Source organism: Leifsonia sp. SIMBA_070 (assembly GCF_046534635.1).
In the GTDB taxonomy this organism is placed as follows: Bacteria; Actinomycetota; Actinomycetes; order Actinomycetales; family Microbacteriaceae; genus Leifsonia.
In genome coordinates this window covers 370,073-388,269 of sequence record NZ_JAWRYK010000001.1, presented here as the reverse complement: position 1 = coordinate 388,269, position 18,197 = coordinate 370,073, and the positions used below count along the sequence as shown (strand labels likewise).

Here is an 18,197-nt window from a genome sequence, read left to right as displayed (position 1 = left end):
GTCGGTCACCGCAGGGTCGCGGCTCGCGGGTCCCAGTCCTCCGGCAGGGCCGGAGCCACGTCGACGGTGCTCTGCACCTCGACCGGTGTGCGGGACTCCCCCGCCTCGATGGTCGAGACCATGATGTCGAGCACGTGGTAGGCCTGTTCGCCGGAGGCCCGCTCGGGGATCCCGGCGCGGATGGCCCGTGCCAGCTCGACGACGCCGATGCCGCGCGTGTCGGTGGTGCCGGTCGACGGGACGGTGTTCACTCCATCCACCCCGTGCACCAGCAGCTCGCCCTCGAAGGTGTTGGGGTCCGGCACGACGACCGTTCCCTCGACCCCGGCGACCTCGAACTGGGTGCGCCCGAGCTTCGAGTCGAAGCTGAACACCGCTTGCGCGGTCTGGCCGGTCTCGAACTCGTACAGGGCGCTGACGTGGGTCGGCACGGTGACCGCGAACTCCTCGCCGGCACGTGGACCGGAGCCGATGACACGGGTCTCCTTCGCGCGAGACGCGCTCGCGCTGACCCGTGCGACCGGACCGAAGATCTGCACCAGAGCGGTCAGATAGTACGGGCCGATGTCGAACAGCGGGCCGGCGCCCTCCTGGAACAGGAAGTCGGGGTTCGGGTGCCACGATTCGGGGCCGGGGCTCTGCATCAGGGTGAGCGCGGTGAGCGGTGCGCCGATGTCACCGTTCTCGATGAGACGACGGGCGGACTGGATGCCGGAGCCGAGGAAGGTGTCCGGCGCGGTCGCGACCCGCAGCCCGCGGGAGTGCGCGGCCTCGAGCAGCTCCTGACCGCTCGCACGGTCGAGCGCGAAGGGCTTCTCGCTCCACACGTTCTTGCCGGCGGCGAGCGCCTGCAGCGCGACCTCCACGTGCACCTTCGGGATCGTCAGGTTGACGACGATCTCGATGCCGTCGTCAGCCAGCAGCTCCTCGACCGTTCCCGACCCGGGCACGCCGAACTTCTCGGCCTGCGCCTTGGCGCGCTCGAGGTCGATGTCGGCCACGAAGCGGACGTCGAGGTCAGGGAAGGCGGTGAGGTTCTCGAGGTACTGGTTGCTGATGACTCCGGCGCCGATGACGCCGACTCCGACCGGGCCGCCGCTCATGCGAGGCCCTTGCCGTTGAGGAAGGCGAAGCTGTCGGCGACGGCCTGGAATCGGTCGCCGCGGGAGTCGTCGAGCTCGATCACGCGAAGGGCGTCGGGGGCTGCTGCGATGATCTGCTCGATCGGGAGGGAGCCCTGGCCGACGGCGACCTGGTCCTTCGTCTCGTGCGTGCCCGGCCCGTCCTTGATGTGCAGCGCGACGACGCGGTCGCCCAGCTTGGGGAGCAGGGCGACGGGGTCGGCCCCGCCCACCGCGACCCAGTAGGTGTCGACTTCGAGGACGACCTCGGGAGCCAGCTGACCCGCGAAGAACTCGAGAGCGGTGACGCCCTCGATGGTGTTCGAGATCTCGTGGTCGTGGTTGTGGTAACCGACACGGATGCCGTGGCGGGCCGCGACCTCGGCAGCGGCGTTGAGCCCCTCGGCGGTCTGCGCGATGTCGGCGGCGCTCTGCCAGCGCTCCGGTGCGACGAACGGGTCGATCACGGTCTGGATGCCGAGAGCCTTCGCCGACTCGAACACCTCGTCGAGGTCGCCGCCGATGAAACCCTGGTGGGTCGTGGGCGCGGAGAGACCCGCTTCGCGCAGGCCGTCGCGCAGCGCATCACCGAAGGTGAGGAATGCGAACGGCTCGACCTGGGTGAACCCGATGTCGGCAATTCGCTTGAGGGTGCCGACCGTGTCTTCGGTCAGGAGTTCTCGGACCGTGTACAGCTGCACGGAGACTTTTGACGTCGACACTGTTCTCCTCGTCGAGGTAAATGGGGTGGAAGCGGGGTGGACGCGCCGGAAGGCGCGCCTCCATTCAAGCTCGGCTTTTGCCGGATGTCAAACAAAAGTCGACGGGTGAATGCATATCTTTAGGTGGCGGACCGGCACTGTGGTTCAATACCGTCATGACCGACAGCGCGCGAGATTCGGTGCTCGTCGCCGCAGACGCCGCGGAGCTGCTGGCGATCCTGCGCGACGGCATCCCCCGCACCCGTGCGCAGCTGGCCGAGCTGACGGGAATGGCTCGCTCGACCATCGCCTCCCGGATCGACATCCTCACCGAGGCGGGGCTCGTGGCGCCCGCCGGCGACGACGTGTCGTCAGGCGGACGACCGCCCGCCCGGATCCGGTTCAATCCGGACTCCCGCGTGATCGTGGCGATCGACCTCGGAGCCACCCACGGCATCGTCGCCCTCGCCAATCTGGCGGGCACCATCACGGCCAGCGAATCCCGGAGGCTGAGCATCGCCGACGGCCCGGAGCCCATCCTCGACTGGGCGCTGGAGGTGGCCAGCGAGCTGTACATCGCTTCCGGTCGGCAGCCCGACGAGCTCATCGGCGTCGGCGTCGGAGTGCCGGGGCCGGTGGAGCACTCGACCGGCCTGCCCGTGAACCCGCCGATCATGCCAGGGTGGGACCGCTTCGACATCCCGCACTACATCCGCCGCGTCTTCGACGTTCCGGTGCTGGTCGACAACGACGTGAACCTGCTCGCGCTCGGCGAGCAGGCGCTGATGTGGCCCGACGAGACGGATCTCCTGTTCATCAAGGTGGCGACCGGCGTCGGCGCCGGCATCATCAGCGGGGGCAGCCTGCAGCGCGGGGCCCTCGGATCCGCGGGCGATCTGGGCCACGTACGCGTGCCGTTCGGCACCGATACGCCGAGCCACGGAGTGCAGGACGCCGACCTGGAGTCGCTGGTGAGCGGCCCTGCCATCGCCCGGGCACTCGCCGAGGCCGGCTTCGAGGCGTCGACCAGCGATGACGTCGTGGAGCTCGCGCGCAGCGGCAACCCTGCCGTGCACAGCGCGATCCGCCAGGCGGGCCGCGATCTCGGGGCGGTCGTCGCGACGTGCGTCAACCTCCTCAACCCGTCGACGATCGTCGTCGGCGGAAGCCTCTCCCGCGTCGGCGAGCAACTGCTCGCCGGGATGCGCGAAGTCGTCTACCAGCGGTCCACACCGCTGGCGACGCAGCACCTCACCATCACGCAGTCGCGATCCGGCGAGACCGGCGGGGTGATCGGAGCCGCCATCATGGTCGTCCAACGCGCACTCGATCCGGACGCCGGGACACCCCGTTCCCTCTTCCGCTGAACGGGGTACACCGGCATGAGACGCACTCCCACCGACCTTCTCGAATCGATTCGACAACGCACCTGACGCACACAGTGAAAGCACCCCATGAAAGGAATGCCGTGAGCACCAACAGCGAACCCCTCGGCCGCCCCCTCCGCGCAGGAGTCATCGGCCTCGGCTGGGCCGGCCAGCAGCACATGGCCGCGTACGACGCCCTCCCCGGCGTCGAGCTGGTCACCATCGCCGGCATGGAGGACGGGCCGCGCGCCGAACTCGGCGAGCAGTACAGCCTCGACCGGCTGCACCGCGACTGGAAGGACCTGGTCGCAGAAGGCGACCTCGACGTCGTCAGCGTCGCCGTCCCGACCTTCCTGCACGCCCCGATCGCCGTCGGGGCGCTGGATGCGGGCATCCATGTCCTCAGCGAGAAGCCGATCGCCCGTACGGCCGCCGAGGCACAGACGATGGTCGACGCCGCCCACCGCGCCGGCCGGGTGCTGGAGGTCGCGTTCAACCACCGCCGCCGCGGTGACATCCAGGCGCTGAAGGCGGCCATCGACGCCGGGCAGATCGGGCGCCCGTACCACGCGAGGGCCATCTGGCTGCGGCGGGCGGGCATCCCGGCGCTCGGCAGCTGGTTCACCAACCGGGAGATGGCGGGCGGTGGTCCCCTGATCGACATCGGCGTGCACGTGCTCGACTACGCACTGCACCTCTTCGGCGAGCCGCGCGTGACCGCCGTCTCCGCCGTCACGCACGCCGAGCTGGGCATCCGCGGCCGCGGCGGCGCGAGCGCGGGCAAACAGCACGTCGGATCGGCATACGAGGTCGAAGACCTCGCCAGCCTGCTGCTGCGCCTCGACGGCGGCGGTTCGATCGTCATCGAAACCAGCTGGGCCGCCTACCGGCCCGCCGGTGACGAGTTCGGCATCACCCTGTACGGCACGGAGGGCGGGGCGGACCTGCGCGTGGTCGACTACGCCCCCTCCGGCGAGCTCACCATCTTCACCGGCGACGGCGAGCAGAGCGAGGACATCACCGTCACGGCGGATCCGGGCCGCGGCCACCTGGCCGTCGTCGAGACGTTCCTCGAGCACGTGGCCGACCCCGACCACTGGTCCGACTGGGACGGCTCGCTCGCGCTGGATCGGGCCCGCGTGATCGACGCCGCCTACGAGTCGGCACGCATCGGCGCCGAAGTGCGGCTGGCTCACGTCACCGAGACCGCCACCGCGACCGCATCCGCCACGAAAGGAGCATGACCATGACCGTGCGCGTCACCGTCTGGAATGAAGGGGTCCACGAGGCGACCCAGCCCGAGATCGCCGCGATCTACCCGCGCGGCATCCACGGCGCCATCGCGGAGGGGCTGAGCGAGCTCCTCGGCGACGACGTCGCCGTTCGCACCGCCACCCTCGACGACCCCGAGCACGGCCTCAGCGAACAGTCGCTCGCCGAGACCGACGTGCTGCTGTGGTGGGGCCACATCGCCCACGACCGCGTCTCCGATGACGTCGTCGAGCGCGTCCGCCAGCACGTCCTGGGCGGGATGGGCCTGATCGTCCTGCACTCAGGGCACTTCTCGAAGATCTTCATCCGGATGCTCGGAACCACCTGCTCGCTGCGGTGGCGAAACCCGGAGGGCGGAGAGCGCGAACTCGTCTGGAACGTCGACCCGGCGCATCCCATCGCCGAGGGCGTGGACCAGCCGATCGTGATCGACGCCCAGGAGATGTACGGGGAGTTCTTCGACATCCCGAAGCCCGACGACGTGGTCTTCATCAGCTCGTTCACCGGGGGCGAGGTGTTCCGCTCCGGCGTCACGTTCACCCGCGGGCGAGGCAAGATCTTCTACTTCAGCCCCGGCGACCAGGAGTACCCGGTGTACTTCCACCCGCAGGTGCGGCGCGTCCTCGCCAACGGGGTCCGCTGGGCGGCTCCTGTCGCGGGCACACGTCAGGCGCCCACGGTCTCGAACCCGCAGCCGGTCTGACCCCGATGACGGACACGCTCGCCGACCTGCCCGAACCCCGCCATCCCGATCCCGCCGACGCGCCTCCGCTGCGCTGGGGCGTGCTCGGACCGGGTGGGATCGCGGCCGACTTCACCGCCGCCCTGCACCGTCACACCACCCAGCGCGTGGTGGCTGCCGGCTCCCGCTCGATCGAGCGCGCCCGGGCGTTCGCTGCTGCGCACGGCGTGGATCGCGCGCACGGCTCCTACGATGCGCTCGTGGCCGACCCCGATGTGGACGTCGTCTACGTCGCGACGCCGCACAGCGAGCACCTGGAGCACGCGCTGCTCGCCATCGCGGCGGGCAAGCACGTCCTCATCGAGAAGCCCATCGCGGTGACCGCCGAGCAGGCGGGGCGGATCGTCGCCGCGGCCCGCCGAGCCGGCGTCTTCGCGATGGAGGCGATGTGGACGCGCTACCTGCCGCAGACCGACATCGTCCGGCAGCTCCTCGACCGGGAGGCGCTGGGCGAGCTGCGCGTCGTCACGGCCGACTTCGGCGGAAGAGCCGCCTACGATCCGTCAGGCCGGCTCTGGAATCCTGCGCTGGCGGGAGGGGCGCTCCTGGACCTCGGCGTGTACACCGTGTCGTGGGCGTCGTTCGCGCTCGGCGCGCCCGCCGGGATCGTCGCGACGGGCACCCTCGCCCCGACCGGGGTCGACGAGCAGGCGGCACTCGTGCTGTCGTCGGCACACGGCGCCCAGGCACTGCTGAGCACCAGCCTCCTCGCCGGGACGCCGTCGCTGGCCACCATCTGCGGGAGCGCGGGCCGGGTCGAGCTGGACAGCCCGTTCTGGGGACCGAGCGGCCTGCGCGTCTTCCGCAGCGACGGCACTCTCGCGGCGCACTGGCGCGACCCGTACGGGCGCCCGTACCGCGAGGGCATGGCGTACGAGGCCGCAGCGCTCGCCCGCTATGTCGCCGAGGGGCGGACCGAGTCGCCGCTGCATCCGCTGGACGAGGCGGTCGACACGCTGGCGACGATCGACGAGGCCCGGCGGCAACTCGGGGCGACGCGCGTGGAGTGACGGCGAGGGTCGGCGGGAGGCGGCACAATGGAGGAGTGCTCGACTCCGCTCCGTACCGCAACGCCGACCTGTACCGGCCGGCCGTTCTAGCGGATCTGAGTCCGGCGCGGCCGGCGCCCGTCCCCGTCGTCCCGGCCATCCCCGGCCAGACGGGACACCTGGCGCGCGTCGTCGCGCGTTCCAGCGACCGGGTGGGCTGGCTGCGTGCCCGCAGCCGCGGCATCACCGCGACCGACGTCGCGAAGCTCTCCAGCGCGCGCTCGATCCGGGCGGCCGCATACGACAAGCTCCACGGGAGCGGTTTCAGCGGGAACGTCTTCACCCAGCACGGCCGCTCACGTGAGCCGGAGATCGCCGCCTGGGTGGCCGCGACGCACGGCATCGAGCCGTCGGAGCTGCTCTTCCACGCCGAACGCGATCGTCGCCACCTGGCGACGCCGGATGGCCTGATCCTCCGCTCGGAGGGCCGCATCGAGCTGGCCGAGATCAAGACGACGAACAAGCCGTTCCGCAGCATCCCGCGCCCGTACCTCCGCCAGATCTGGTGGCAGCAGTACGTCCTCGGCGCCGAGCGCACCCTGTTCGTCTGGGAGCAGCACGACGGCTTCGTCCCGCTCCGCGACGAGCCGGAGTGCCGCTGGGTGGACCGCGACGACGCCGAGATCGCCAAGCTGGTGAGCCTGGCCGCCGACCTCATCGAGGTGCTGCGTCAGGCGACTTCTGCGGCCGCGCCGGCGGCCGATCCCGCAGCCGGGTCGGCGACGGTTTCGGCGAGCGCCTCCACCGGCTCGGGTGCGACAGCGAGCGGGATGCGCGTCAGCGCGACGGCGTAGACCGCGATCCAGGCGACGGCGACCGTCGTGCCGATCAGCTCCAGCCAGGCGCCGACATCCGCCCCGACGCGCACGATGGCGAGCAGGCCGCCGATGATCGTGATGACGGCCACGGTGGCGCAGCTGACCCGCGACAGCCGCGAGACGCGCGGGAGGGCGCGGCTGAAACCCACCTGCAGCATGGCGAAGCAGGCGGCCCCGAATCCGAGCACCGCCGACACGGTGTGGATGAGGTCCTGCGGCGTCGACTTCGGGTCGACCAGCGGCACCGGGCAGTAGGCCGAGCACGTCACCTGCGATGCGAGCACGAAGCAGACGGCCGCGAAGGCCAGCGTGACCGCCGGCGCCCAGCGGCTGAGCACCGGCGCAGAGGACCGCACGTGGCCGCTCGCCAGCGCGATGGCGAACCCGCCGGAGGCGATGAGCAGGAGGGCGACCGCGAACGCCCCGGCGGTGGCCGCTCCATGTGCGCCGAGCTCGCTGACGTAGACCGCGTACGGCACCGTCAGGCGGGCCGCCCAGATGATCGTCAGGCCGCCGAGGACGCAAAGGGTGCCGAGACCGAGAAGCAGGGGCACCGCGCGCTGCCATCCGCGGGCGAAGGAGGGGACGGCGAACGGCTCGCGGGCGATGCGCAGCAATCGTCGCACGGGCGGCTCCTCGGTCGTGGGTCGATGAATCCTAACCGGCGCGTCGCTGGGAACGTACTGGGGGTATCCGAAACAGAGTGTTCACATGCGGTGACCCCTCCGTAACACCGGTGAATCATGTCCGGGCTTGACTGGGGGGACACCGCTCGAGAGCAGCGGGTGACGACGAGGGGATGACGAATGCCGAAGACGATGCGAGCGGCGCTGCTCGACGGCGCGGGCGGTCCCGATTCCCTGCGGATCGGCGAGACCGCATACCCCGACCGGGTCAACGCCGAGTTCATCATCAAGGTGGTGGCGGCGAGCGTCAACCCGCTCGACGCCAAGACGCGCTCCGGGCGGGGCGTCTTCGACGCCATCCAGAACTTCCCCGCGGTCCTCGGCCACGACTTCAGCGGAGTGGTGGTCGAGTCGCCGTACAGCGCCCATCCGCTCCGCCCCGGAGACGAGGTGTTCGGGATGGTGATGGTGCCCCGCTACGGCGGCAGCTACGCCGAGTACCTCTCGGTCCCGTCTCTGAGTGTGGTGCGGAAGCCGGCCACGCTCTCGCACATCGAGGCGGCCGCCGCGCCGCTCGCCGCGCTCACCGCCTGGGGGATGGTGGTCGAGGTCGCCAAGGCGCACGAGGGGCAGAGGATGCTCATCCACGCCGGAAGCGGCGGCGTCGGGCACTTCGCGGTGCAGTTCGCCTCGTACTTCGGCGCCCACGTCATCGCCACCGCCTCCGGCGGCAAAGCCTCCTGGCTCCGGTCGCTCGGCGCCGCGGAGGTCGTGGACTACACCACGACCCGCTTCGAGGAGGTCGTGCACGACGCGGACGTGGTCATCGACCTCGTCGGCAACGTCCACGACGACACCGGAACCCGCTCCCTGGCGGCGGTCCGCCCGGGCGGCCTGATCATCAACGCGCCGACGGGAAGCTGGCCGACCTTCGAAGCGGATGTCGCGGCTGCGGGCCTGCGCGGCACGCACTACAAGGTGGCTCCGGACGGCAACACCCTCGCGGTCATCGCGCGGCTGCTGGAGGCGGGGAACGTACGTGTGCACGTCGACCAGATCTTCCCGCTCGACCGGATCGCCGATGCTCACGCCGCGATCGAGAGCGGACACACCCGCGGCAAGGTCGTCGTGAAGGTCGCCGAGGGCTAGAGCGGGCGCTCCATCACCCAGTCGTCCTCGTAACGGTCGCCGACCAGGAAGCGCTTGGATCCGACGCGCTCGAAGCCGTGTTTGCCGTAGAAGCGCTGAGCGCGCGCGTTCTCCTCGTTCACGCCCAGCCACATCCCGGCCGCCCCGGACTCTGCCGCGACGCGCACGCTCTCGGTCATCAGCCGGCCCGCGACCCCTTCGCCATGGTGGCCCGGGAGCACGTAGCACTTGCTCAGCTCGGCGCTCGGCCGCAGGCGGATGCTGGCGCGCACGTCGTCGTCGGCGGGCTCGCCCAGGTTGACCATGGTGTAGCCGACCGCGACGCCGTCGCCGTCCACGGCGATGAGGAGCCGCCGGTCACCGTCCGACACGTACTCGGCGAACCGCTCCTCTGAGAGCACCTGCGCGATGAACGAGGCCTTCGCCTCGTCGGTGGTGTGCGGCGGGCAGGCCAGCGGGAAGGTCACGGCGGCGACGGCCGCCAGGGCGGCCTCGTCACCGGCGACGGCCGGGCGGATGGTGAGAGTCACCCCTCCAGCCTAGACAGCGGACCGGCCGCCTCCGATCAGGAGACGGCCGGTCGGTGGTGCTGCGCTGGCGCTGGTGCGGCTAGTGCCGTCCCTGGGCGACCCAGCTGAGCAGGTCGAACGACACGCCGCCGAGTCCGGTGACGTCGTCGTAACCCTTCGCGGTCTTCAGCGAGGTGTCCTGGTCCATCGTGATCAGGTAGGTGTTGCCGCTGATCTTGCTGGTGTAGACGAGCGCCTGCGGCGGGTTCTGCGGCTGAACGTCGCGGAACGCGTTCGGCAGGATGCGCTTCACGCCGTACAGCGTCGGGTTGGCGAACCCGATGGTGGTGTGGGCGGCCTGCTGGACGATCGCGATCTGAGCCGCGACGATCGGCGAGGCCAGCGACGTTCCGCCGTAGGTCTCGTTGATGTAGTCGCCGGTTGCGAGGGTGGTGTCGTCGACGATGGGCCGGATCCCGATCGAGAAGCCGGTGTACGGGTCGGCGAGCGCCGCGACGTCCGGGGAGACGCGCTTGCCCTGTGCCAGAGCCGCCGGCACGATCCCGCGCTGGTAGTCCGGCTGGGCGAAGACGGCGCTCACGCCACCGCCCGCCCCGCCGACGAAACGCGTGCCCGGCAGCGGCTGGGCGTAGCTCAGGGTGCCGTTCGCGTTCTTGACGATCTGGTCGAACTGGTCGCCCCAGCCGGTCTCCCACGCGATCTTGCCGTTCTGATCGATCGCGGTGCTCGTGCCGCCCACCGAGGTCACCCACGGGGAGGACGCCGGGAAGTCGGGCGATGCGTAGCCGAGGTTCGCGACCTCGTCGCCGTTGTCACCGCTGGAGAAGTAGAGGCCGATACCCTCGCCCGCCGCCTGGAGCTGCAGGTTGACCTCGCCCTGGATCACGTCCGACGGGACAGCCTCGCCCAGGTTGCCATAACTGTTGCTGACGATGTTGGCGAGCTTGTTGTCGAGGATCTTCGACATCGCGATGTCCAGGCCGCCCGAGCAGTCCGTTCCGCCGACGTACAGGATGCGCGCGCCGGGAGCCACACCGTGCACCGACTCGACGTCGAGCGTCTGCTCACCCTGCCATCCACTCGGCTGCTGGCACAGGTCCTGGTCGGTGAACTGGCTCGGGCTCGGCACCAGCTGCTGGTAGCTCGAGTTGGTCAGCGTCGGCTCGCCGTTCTGCTGCGAGTAGCTGTTGACGTCCTTGAGGATGCTGGGGCTGGCGTACGCGTCGATGATGGCGACCGTCTGGCCGGTGCCGTTGATGCCCTTCTTCGCCAGGTCGGTCAGGCCGTACGCGCTGCGCAGCTGCGCCGGGGTGTAGCCGCAGTTGTTGGTGCTGTACTGGGTCTGGCCGTTGTACGCGGACGGGACCGTCACGACGTTCTGGCCGATGTACTGCGAGCACGGCGCGTCGATCACCGGCGCCGCGGCCGCCATCTTGCGCGAGACCTGCGGGTCGCCGGAGGCGCCGAGATCGCCCTGCTTGATCGAATCCGGACGCGTGGTGGTCCGGGACTGCTCCACGCTGATCGCCGACACCTTCGAGGCGATGGATGCCGGGACCGACGGAGCGGAGGCCGGCGCGATCAGGTCGTGGTCACCGTGCTTGAAGGTGTGCAGCGAGGTTCCGAACACGGAGCCGAGCTGGTCGGGCGTTCCACGGAACACCACGTACTGGCGGCTGTCCGGGACGCCCTGGATGGTGAGCCCTGCTGCCTTGATGAAGTTGACCACCGAATCGAAGTCGGCCTTCGTGGGCGAGAACCGGTTGATCCACTGCTGCGGCGACAATGCCTTGCGGTAACCGCGGTCCAGCGGGTTCGACACCGCCTTGGCGAGCGCTTCCGCGCCCTTCTGGTCTCGCAGGGGCAGGTAGATCTCGCCCTGCACCGTGGCGGCCGCGGGGGCCGCTCCCGTGTCGTTGGCCGCGGTGGCCCACGCTGGGACGGAGCCGGCGTACGGCACGCGGTCGGCGGCGCCGGCCGCTGATGCCCCCGCCAATGACAAAGCCACCACGGCAGACGTGGTGGCGACGATCCCGAGCGCCCTCTTGTGGAGGGATCGAGTGGTGCGACGTGTCATGGATGTCATCCTTCGATTCGGACGGACTCGACAGTGAGCCGCCGCGCGACGCGCGACAGAAGCGACCCTAAACCTGCGTCTTCTACCACCACAAGAGGGGGTAGAACCTTCTGTTGCGTCCGTTGCCCAGGATGAAGAATTCTCATCGCGCAAATATCCCGGCGGCACTGGAAAACGCCGGAAGGGCCGGGACCGACGAGCGGTCCCGACCCTTCGGGGATGTTCGCGGAGCGAACTCAGATGGCGTTGACGTCCAGCGGGATGCCCGGGCCGAACGTGGTCGACACGGCGCCCTTCTGGATGTAGCGACCCTTCGCGGCGGACGGCTTGAGACGCACGACCTCCTCGAGGGCGGTCGAGATGTTGTCGTTCAGCTGCTCGGCGGTGAAGCCCGCCTTGCCCACGACGAAGTGCACGTTGGCGTGCTTGTCGACGCGGAACTCGATCTTTCCGCCCTTGATGTCGGACACGGCCTTGGCCACGTCCGGCGTGACGGTGCCGGTCTTCGGGTTCGGCATCAGGCCACGCGGGCCCAGCACCTTTCCGAGACGGCCGACCTGGCCCATGAGCTCCGGGGTGGAGACGGCCGAGTCGAAGTCGGTGTAGCCACCGGCGACCTTCTCGATGAGGTCGGCGCCGCCGACCTCGTCTGCACCGGCCGCGATGGCCGCCTCGGCTGCGGGGCCGGTGGCGAACACGATGACGCGGGCGGTCTTACCCGTACCGTGAGGAAGAATGACGGTACCGCGGACCATCTGGTCCGCCTTGCGCGGGTCGACGCCGAGCTTCAGCGCGACCTCGACGGTCGAGTTGAACTTGGCGGAGCCGGTCTCCTTCGCCAGGGCGACGGCCTCGGCGGGGGTGTAGAACTTTCCGGCCTCGATCTTCTCGGCCGCGGCCCGGTAGGCCTTGGACTTCTGTGCCATGAGATTTCTCCTAACGAGAATGTGGTGCGAGCCTGGCCGGCTCTTCCACGAGATGTCTTGAGGGGGTCAGGCTTACGCCTCGACCGTGATGCCCATCGAACGGGCGGTGCCTGCGATGATCTTCGACGCCCCGTCGATGTCGTTGGCGTTGAGGTCGACCATCTTCTGCTCGGCGATCTGGCGCACCTGCTCCTGGGTCAGCTTGCCGACCTTGGTGGTGTGCGGGACGCCGGAGCCCTTGGGGACGCCGGCGGCCTTCTTGATCAGCTCGGCCGCGGGCGGGGTCTTCAGGACGAACGTGAACGAGCGGTCCTCGTACACGGTGATCTCGACCGGGATGACGTTGCCGCGCTGCGACTCGGTGGCCGCGTTGTACGCCTTGCAGAACTCCATGATGTTCACGCCGTGCTGACCCAGGGCCGGGCCGATCGGCGGGGCCGGGTTGGCAGCGCCGGCGTTGATCTGAAGCTTGATCAGACCGGTGACCTTCTTCTTCGGTGCCATGTCTCTTCCTTCTTTGTGTATTCGAGCGGGTCAGGCCGCAGCCGTCTCGCTCTCCCGGTTTCTCGGCCCTTCCGAGACCCGGTGAATTGAAATCCTCGGGGGGAAACAGTCCGGAGGCTCTGGATGTTCCCTAGAGCTTCGTGACCTGGTCGAAGCTGAGCTCGACCGGCGTCTCCCGCTCGAACAGCGACACGAGCACGGTGAGCTTGCCGCTCTCCGGCTTGATCTCGCTGATCGAACCAGGCAGGCCCGCGAACGAGCCCTCCTTGATGGTGATGGTCTCGCCGATCTCGAAGTCGACCTCGGCGGGAATGACGCGCGCAGCGGCCTTCTGGCCCTTCGCGGCGCCCTTGGCCGGCGCTGCCTCGATCTGCACGAGGCTCTTCAGCATCGAGAAGGCCTCCTCGAAGCGGAGCGGCGTCGGGTTGTGCGCGTTGCCCACGAAGCCGGTGACACCGGGCGTGTGGCGGACGACCGACCAGCTGTCCTCGTTGAGGTCCATGCGGACCAGCACGTAGCCGGGGATGCGCACGCGGTTGACCATCTTGCGCTGGCCGTTCTTGATCTCGACCACGTCCTCCATGGGGACCTGCACCTCGTAGATGTAGTCCTCCATGTTCATCGAGACCATGCGGTTCTCGATGTTGGACTTCACGCGGCGCTCGAAGCCCGCGTACGAGTGGATGACGTACCACTTGCCGATCTTGGAGCGCAGCTCGGTGCGGAACGCCTCGTACGGATCGGCGACCGCGTCCTCCTCCTCGCCCTCGACGGCCTCTGCGGCCGCCTCGGCCTCGTCGGCGTCATCGACCTCGAGGGCCTCTTCGACCACGCGGTCGGCCTCGGGGTCGACCGCCTCCGCCATCGCATCCAGCACCGCGTCGAGGTCGACCTCGGTGCCGTCGTCGGCGACGACGTGCAGGGCCTCGTGCTCGGCGGAGTCGGACGCCTCGTCCTCGCTCGCGAGGACGTTGCCGGTCTGCGCCTCGTCGTCTTCGGAGGACTGCTCGGCAGCGGGGGCCCAGTCCACGTCGTCGCGATTCGTCTCAGACACTGAATTCATTCCATTTCTTGTCGGGAGGGCCCGTGCGGCCCGATCGACGTCGTCTACTTCGGATTTCCGAAGACCCAGACGACACCCATGCCGAACACCCAGTCAAGGAGGGACACAAGAGCCATCATGATGATCACGAAAACGAGCACGACGCCGGTGTAGCTGAACAGCTCTTTGCGGGTCGGCGTGACGACCTTCTTGAGCTCGCCGATGACCTGCCGGATGAACAGGGCGATCCGCGCGAAGGGGTTGCGCCGCTCGGCGCGATCCTTCCTCGCGTTCGCGACGATCTCCTCGCTCGGCTCGTCGATTACCTTTCGGGCCACCTCGTTACACCTTTCGTGGATCGGCACCAGAGTGCCGACTTGCAGGGCGGACAGGAATCGAACCTGCAACCTGCGGTTTTGGAGACCGCTGCTCTGCCAATTGAGCTACCGCCCTAGGAAAGCGAATCGCAAGACCTCACGTCGCCATCTCATCCAGGCTAGCCGATCGAACATCCGAACGTGCTGCGGATGCCCGGGGCCGACGCGGCACTTCTGCCGTCGCCGCACCTGGAAAAAAGGGCGCAGAAAAGCTTGGCAGATTCAACCACCGCGTCAAGTGTACGGGACGGCGGCAGTCGCCCGCAAAGCGGTCGATCAGAGGAGCTTCCGCTCCAGTGCCCAGGCCGTCAGCTCGTGCCGGGAGGACAGCTGCAGCTTGCGCAGAACCGCCGACACATGGGTCTCGACGGTCTTGATCGAGATGAACAGCTCGGCCGCCACCTCTTTGTACGCGTAGCCGCGGGCGATCAGCCGCATGACCTCCCGCTCGCGGGCCGAGAGCCGGTCCAGCTCGTCGGTCGACTCGGCCTGCTCTCCCGAGGCGGCGCCGAAGGCGTCCAGGACGAAACCGGCGAGCCGCGGCGAGAACACGGCGTCGCCGCCGGCCACCGCGAGCACCGCATCGCTCACCTGCCGGCCCGAGCTGCCCTTGGTGAGGTAGCCGCGGGCTCCCGCGCGGATGACGCCCACCACATCCTCTGCGGCGTCGGAGACGCTGAGAGCGAGGAATCGGCTGGAGGCGCCGCCGTCCAGCACGCGGCGGATCACCTCCGCACCCCCGCCTCCCGCGCCGCCGGGCAGGTGCACGTCGAGCAGGACCACATCCGGGCGCGTCTCCAGGATGACGGCGACCGCGGCATCCACGTCGGCGGCCTCACCGAGCACGTGCAGCCGCTCGTCGAGGTCGGCGCGCAGCCCGGAGCGGAAGATGGAGTGGTCGTCCACGACCACCACCGTGACGGGTGAGGGGCTGTCGGTGGGTTCGGTCATGTCGTCTCGCTCGGAAGGTCGATGCTCAGCTGGATCTCGGTGCCGGTGTCGCGCGCGGCGACGGTCGCCTGACCGCCCGCGCGGCGCATCCGCCCGATGATCGATTCTCTGACGCCGAGGCGCCCCTCGGGAAGGGCGGCGACGTCGAAACCGTGCCCCCGGTCGCGGACGAACACGTCGACGTGGCCCTCGCCGTGCTCGATGTAGACGGAGACCTCCCCGCCGGCGTGGCGCGCGGCGTTCAGCATGGCCTCCCGTGCCGCGGCGCCCAGTTCGGAGGGCGCGTCGCTCACGGGCTCGCCCACGGCGACCACATCGAAGTGGACGGCGTGGTCGATCTCGAGGGCCGCGGCCACCTCCCGCAGCTCGCCGCTCACGTCGCGCTCCCGGTCCCCGGTCACCGCCGCGGCGTCGGCGTACAGCCACTCCCGCAGCTCCCGCTCCTGGGCGCGGGCGATCCGGCCCACCTCGCTCGACGCGCCGGCCCGGTTCTGGATGAGGGCGAGCGTCTGGAGAACGGAGTCGTGCAGGTGCGCCGCCATCTCGGCGCGCTGCTCCTCCTTGATACGGGCGGTGCGCTCGGAGATGAGCTCCCGCCAGAGTCGTAGCCCCCACGGCGCGACGAGCACGGCGGCGCCGGCGAGGATCGTGATCAGGATGCCGAGCCACAGCACGCCGGGGCCTCCGGCATCCTGGGTGACGGCGAGCGCCAGAGCGACGACCACCAGGAAGGCGCCGGACGACAGACGGAACGCGGTCGGCGAGAGCGGGGAGAAGGCGGCGGGCTCCTCGTCGGCGAGCTGCTCCCAGGCGACGGCCACGACGAGCAGCGCCGCGCAGGCGATCAAGGCGCCGAAACCCGCGCCGAGAGCCCCGCCCGCGGCCAGCACGATCGCGGCGATCCCCGCAGTGGCACCGGCGCCCGCGAGCACCCACGGGATGTTCACCCGCCGGCTCACCCCCTCCGCCGGGTCCGCGGGCGAGGGAGTCCGCAGCGGCGTCAGCGCCCAGAGCCACAGGTACAGCAGGACGCCTGCCCCGCCGAGGAGAGACGCCCCGACGAATGCCCAGCGCACCGCGGTGACGGGCCAGCCCAGGTGGTCGGCCAGCCCGGCGCTCACCCCGCTCACCACGCACGAGCGCGGGCGCGCGAGCGGAGGTCGACCGGCGACCGTGCGCGGGCCGGCGGGAGCCGTGGAGGACATGCCACGATCCAAGCAGACCCCGAGCGCCCCCGCACCCGTGGAGGGCCGCAATCAGGGTCGGCTCAGGGGTTCACCGGATACCCCCGGCCGGACGCCCCGGCCAGGATGAGAGCCATGGCACAGAACGAATCCACCCGGCCGGTGGGGACTCCCGGCAATCCGTACGGCGGGCCGCGGACCGGCTTCTCCGGTCGCGGGACCCGCTTCTTCGACTGGATGCGCGGCCTCGGCGTCGTCCGCGCCGACGGCTGGCTCGGTGGCGTGTGCGCCGGGATCGCGTACCGGCTGGGCATCGACCCGCTGATCGTGCGAGGGATCGTGGTCGTCGCCGGCATCCTCGGCGCTCCGGTGCTGCTGCTCTATGCGGCGGCCTGGGCCCTTCTTCCGGACCGCGACGGCCGCATCCACCTGCAGAGCCTGTTCGAGGGCGACTTCGAACCGCCGGTCGTGGCGATCGGCGTGATGCTGCTGCTATCGCTGCTCCCCTGGACGAGCGGGTTCTGGTGGGCGCACGGAGCGTTCTGGGACGTCTCCGCCTGGGGCGACCTGGTCGGGCGGCTGGTGTGGACGCTCGTGGTGATCGGCGCCGTGGTGGCGCTGATCGTCGTGGCGGTGCGGAATTCGGACGCACGTGCGACCGGACGGACGGCACCGGGTGTGTGGGAGGCGGGGGCCGCTACGCCGTCGGCGACCGCGCCTCCTGCCGGTACTGCTGCTCCTGCTGACGCTGCCCCTGCTGACGCTGCTGGTGCTGCCGGCGCGCCAGGGGCGACCACGGTCCCCGATCCGGCCGGGACCGCGGAGACCGTCCAGCTCGACGTCGCGTCAGAGCCTGCGCCCCCGCCGACGCCCCAGCAGGGCGCGTCCACCGAGGAGGTCGCCGACTGGCAGCAGCGGCAGGCGCAGTGGCGGGCGGACCACGCCGCCTGGAAGCAGCGCCTCGCCGCCGACATGCGCACGGTCAAGGCGCAGCGTTCCGCCGAGTTGCGCGCCCAGGTCGCCGTCGCGACGGCGGACGCCGCCGCACGCCGGGAGGCCTATCGCGCCGCGAACCCGCGAGTGGGAGCCGCCATCGGCTGGCTCGCGGTCGGGCTCGCACTCGTGGCCGGCTCGCTGGTGGCCATCCTCTGGCCGCAATTGACCGATGTCGCCCGCTTCACCACGGCGGCAGGCCTCGCCGCGGCCACGCTCGTCGTCGGAGTGGTCGTCCTCGTCGCCGGATTCGCCCGCCGACGCAGCGGCTTCCTCATCTTCCTGGGGATCCTGCTCGCGGTGCTGACCGTCGCGGCGCTCATCCTGGCCGGTGACGGCGTCGCCGGGTTCCGGATCACCGCGGAGGGCCCGCCGGTCCTCCTGCAGCACTGAGAACAGAACGAACAGGAGACCTGAGATGTCCGAGCAGCAGATTCCCACCTCGTCCGCAGCGCCGGCGCCGATCCGCTGGGGAGGGGTGGTGTGGGGAGCACTCCTCACCGTCTTCGCCGCCGTCACGCTGTGGATCGTGTCCTCCGCAGAGCGGGCGGACGCGGCCGGCAGTTGGCTGGCCTCGCTGACGCCCGGATCCGCCTGGGCGCTGGCGGCGGCCGTCCTCGGCCTCGTCATCGTCGTGTCGGCGCTGCTGGGCGGCCTTCGCGCCTCGCAGCGGCGCCGCGTCGTGCCCCGGGGATAGCGCTCGCGTTTCGTCCACAGCGTTTTCGTCCACAGCGGCGATGCGGACCTCTGTCTCCACAGATGTCCGCA

The 18,197-nt window shown here is 70.1% G+C and carries 18 protein-coding genes, 1 tRNA gene and 1 pseudogene; 8 read left to right on the top strand and 12 right to left on the bottom strand.

Annotated features, from left to right (window positions below; translation table 11 throughout):
- Positions 1-5: 5 nt before the first annotated feature.
- Together SB754_RS01760 and SB754_RS01755 are read right to left on the bottom strand one after the other, a co-directional pair.
- Positions 6-1,103 (bottom strand): Gfo/Idh/MocA family protein, encoded by a 1,098-nt coding sequence (locus SB754_RS01760; protein WP_410780635.1) that lies wholly within the window; start codon positions 1,101-1,103, stop codon positions 6-8.
- Entirely contained in the window at positions 1,100-1,822 is a 723-nt protein-coding gene (locus tag SB754_RS01755; RefSeq protein WP_410783241.1) for a sugar phosphate isomerase/epimerase family protein, read from the bottom strand. Before SB754_RS01755 ends, SB754_RS01760 begins: the two co-directional genes overlap by 4 nt.
- Before the next feature lie 176 nt (positions 1,823-1,998).
- Between SB754_RS01755 and SB754_RS01750 the strand changes: the two genes are divergently transcribed.
- From SB754_RS01750 to SB754_RS01730, 5 genes are all read left to right on the top strand, one after another.
- Positions 1,999-3,189, top strand: a complete 1,191-nt coding sequence (locus SB754_RS01750) for an ROK family protein (RefSeq protein ID WP_410780634.1) — start codon at positions 1,999-2,001, stop codon at positions 3,187-3,189.
- Between the two features lie 101 nt (positions 3,190-3,290).
- Entirely contained in the window at positions 3,291-4,433 is a 1,143-nt protein-coding gene (locus SB754_RS01745) for a Gfo/Idh/MocA family protein (protein WP_410780633.1), read from the top strand.
- Positions 4,430-5,164 (top strand): ThuA domain-containing protein, encoded by a 735-nt coding sequence (locus tag SB754_RS01740; protein ID WP_410780632.1) that lies wholly within the window; start codon positions 4,430-4,432, stop codon positions 5,162-5,164. The genes SB754_RS01745 and SB754_RS01740 overlap by 4 nt, the downstream gene beginning before the upstream one ends.
- Before the next feature lie 5 nt (positions 5,165-5,169).
- Positions 5,170-6,213, top strand: coding sequence for a Gfo/Idh/MocA family protein (locus tag SB754_RS01735; RefSeq protein ID WP_410780631.1), 1,044 nt, complete (start codon positions 5,170-5,172; stop codon positions 6,211-6,213).
- Positions 6,210-7,046 carry a YqaJ viral recombinase family protein gene (locus SB754_RS01730; protein WP_410780630.1) on the top strand — a complete coding sequence of 279 codons (837 nt, stop codon included), beginning with the start codon at positions 6,210-6,212 and terminating at the stop codon, positions 7,044-7,046. Before SB754_RS01735 ends, SB754_RS01730 begins: the two co-directional genes overlap by 4 nt.
- Positions 7,047-7,096: 50 nt before the next feature.
- Here the strand turns inward: SB754_RS01730 and SB754_RS01725 are convergent.
- Positions 7,097-7,549 (bottom strand): annotated as a pseudogene (locus SB754_RS01725) (DUF998 domain-containing protein); the annotation flags it as partial.
- 327 nt (positions 7,550-7,876) lie between these two features.
- On the opposite strand from SB754_RS01725, the gene SB754_RS01720 reads away from it, so the two are divergent.
- Positions 7,877-8,845 (top strand): NADP-dependent oxidoreductase, encoded by a 969-nt coding sequence (locus SB754_RS01720; RefSeq protein WP_410780629.1) that lies wholly within the window; start codon positions 7,877-7,879, stop codon positions 8,843-8,845.
- Here the strand turns inward: SB754_RS01720 and SB754_RS01715 are convergent.
- The 9 genes from SB754_RS01715 to SB754_RS01675 form a co-directional block, all read right to left on the bottom strand.
- Entirely contained in the window at positions 8,842-9,375 is a 534-nt protein-coding gene (locus SB754_RS01715) for a GNAT family N-acetyltransferase (protein ID WP_410780628.1), read from the bottom strand. The genes SB754_RS01720 and SB754_RS01715 overlap by 4 nt on opposite strands.
- Before the next feature lie 79 nt (positions 9,376-9,454).
- Entirely contained in the window at positions 9,455-11,452 is a 1,998-nt protein-coding gene (locus tag SB754_RS01710; RefSeq protein WP_410780627.1) for a protease pro-enzyme activation domain-containing protein, read from the bottom strand.
- A gap of 236 nt (positions 11,453-11,688) precedes the next feature.
- On the bottom strand, positions 11,689-12,378 hold the full coding sequence (rplA, locus tag SB754_RS01705) for a 50S ribosomal protein L1 (protein ID WP_410780626.1): 690 nt from the start codon (positions 12,376-12,378) through the stop codon (positions 11,689-11,691).
- A gap of 72 nt (positions 12,379-12,450) precedes the next feature.
- Positions 12,451-12,882 (bottom strand): 50S ribosomal protein L11, encoded by a 432-nt coding sequence (gene rplK / locus SB754_RS01700; protein WP_410780625.1) that lies wholly within the window; start codon positions 12,880-12,882, stop codon positions 12,451-12,453.
- A 130-nt stretch (positions 12,883-13,012) separates the two neighbouring features.
- Positions 13,013-13,936 (bottom strand): transcription termination/antitermination protein NusG, encoded by a 924-nt coding sequence (nusG, locus tag SB754_RS01695; RefSeq protein ID WP_410780624.1) that lies wholly within the window; start codon positions 13,934-13,936, stop codon positions 13,013-13,015.
- Between the two features lie 53 nt (positions 13,937-13,989).
- Positions 13,990-14,262 (bottom strand): preprotein translocase subunit SecE, encoded by a 273-nt coding sequence (secE, locus tag SB754_RS01690; protein WP_410780623.1) that lies wholly within the window; start codon positions 14,260-14,262, stop codon positions 13,990-13,992.
- Positions 14,263-14,304: 42 nt separating this feature from the next.
- Positions 14,305-14,377 (bottom strand) — tRNA-Trp (locus SB754_RS01685).
- Between the two features lie 200 nt (positions 14,378-14,577).
- The gene (locus SB754_RS01680) at positions 14,578-15,252 is read right to left on the bottom strand and encodes a LuxR C-terminal-related transcriptional regulator (protein WP_410780622.1); all 675 of its coding nucleotides are present in this window, start codon (positions 15,250-15,252) and stop codon (positions 14,578-14,580) included.
- Positions 15,249-16,457, bottom strand: a complete 1,209-nt coding sequence (locus tag SB754_RS01675) for a PspC domain-containing protein (RefSeq protein ID WP_410780621.1) — start codon at positions 16,455-16,457, stop codon at positions 15,249-15,251. The genes SB754_RS01680 and SB754_RS01675 overlap by 4 nt, the downstream gene beginning before the upstream one ends.
- 114 nt (positions 16,458-16,571) lie before the next feature.
- Here SB754_RS01675 and SB754_RS01670 point away from each other — a divergent pair, with 114 nt between their 5' ends.
- Both SB754_RS01670 and SB754_RS01665 read left to right on the top strand, forming a co-directional pair.
- Positions 16,572-17,822 carry a PspC domain-containing protein gene (locus tag SB754_RS01670; RefSeq protein WP_410780620.1) on the top strand — a complete coding sequence of 417 codons (1,251 nt, stop codon included), beginning with the start codon at positions 16,572-16,574 and terminating at the stop codon, positions 17,820-17,822.
- Between the two features lie 25 nt (positions 17,823-17,847).
- On the top strand, positions 17,848-18,126 hold the full coding sequence (locus SB754_RS01665) for a hypothetical protein (RefSeq protein ID WP_410780619.1): 279 nt from the start codon (positions 17,848-17,850) through the stop codon (positions 18,124-18,126).
- The last annotated feature ends 71 nt before the right edge of the window (positions 18,127-18,197 follow it).

Coding starts and splice junctions, on each gene's coding strand:
- rplK (WP_410780625.1), bottom strand. CDS start 12,882: ATGGCACCGAAGAAGAAGGTCACCGGTCTGATCAAGCTTCAGATCAAC.
- SB754_RS01710 (WP_410780627.1), bottom strand. CDS start 11,452: ATGACACGTCGCACCACTCGATCCCTCCACAAGAGGGCGCTCGGGATC.
- SB754_RS01760 (WP_410780635.1), bottom strand. CDS start 1,103: ATGAGCGGCGGCCCGGTCGGAGTCGGCGTCATCGGCGCCGGAGTCATC.
- SB754_RS01675 (WP_410780621.1), bottom strand. CDS start 16,457: ATGTCCTCCACGGCTCCCGCCGGCCCGCGCACGGTCGCCGGTCGACCT.
- SB754_RS01680 (WP_410780622.1), bottom strand. CDS start 15,252: ATGACCGAACCCACCGACAGCCCCTCACCCGTCACGGTGGTGGTCGTG.
- SB754_RS01720 (WP_410780629.1), top strand. CDS start 7,877: ATGCCGAAGACGATGCGAGCGGCGCTGCTCGACGGCGCGGGCGGTCCC.
- SB754_RS01735 (WP_410780631.1), top strand. CDS start 5,170: ATGACGGACACGCTCGCCGACCTGCCCGAACCCCGCCATCCCGATCCC.
- SB754_RS01665 (WP_410780619.1), top strand. CDS start 17,848: ATGTCCGAGCAGCAGATTCCCACCTCGTCCGCAGCGCCGGCGCCGATC.
- rplA (WP_410780626.1), bottom strand. CDS start 12,378: ATGGCACAGAAGTCCAAGGCCTACCGGGCCGCGGCCGAGAAGATCGAG.
- SB754_RS01750 (WP_410780634.1), top strand. CDS start 1,999: ATGACCGACAGCGCGCGAGATTCGGTGCTCGTCGCCGCAGACGCCGCG.
- SB754_RS01670 (WP_410780620.1), top strand. CDS start 16,572: ATGGCACAGAACGAATCCACCCGGCCGGTGGGGACTCCCGGCAATCCG.
- SB754_RS01740 (WP_410780632.1), top strand. CDS start 4,430: ATGACCATGACCGTGCGCGTCACCGTCTGGAATGAAGGGGTCCACGAG.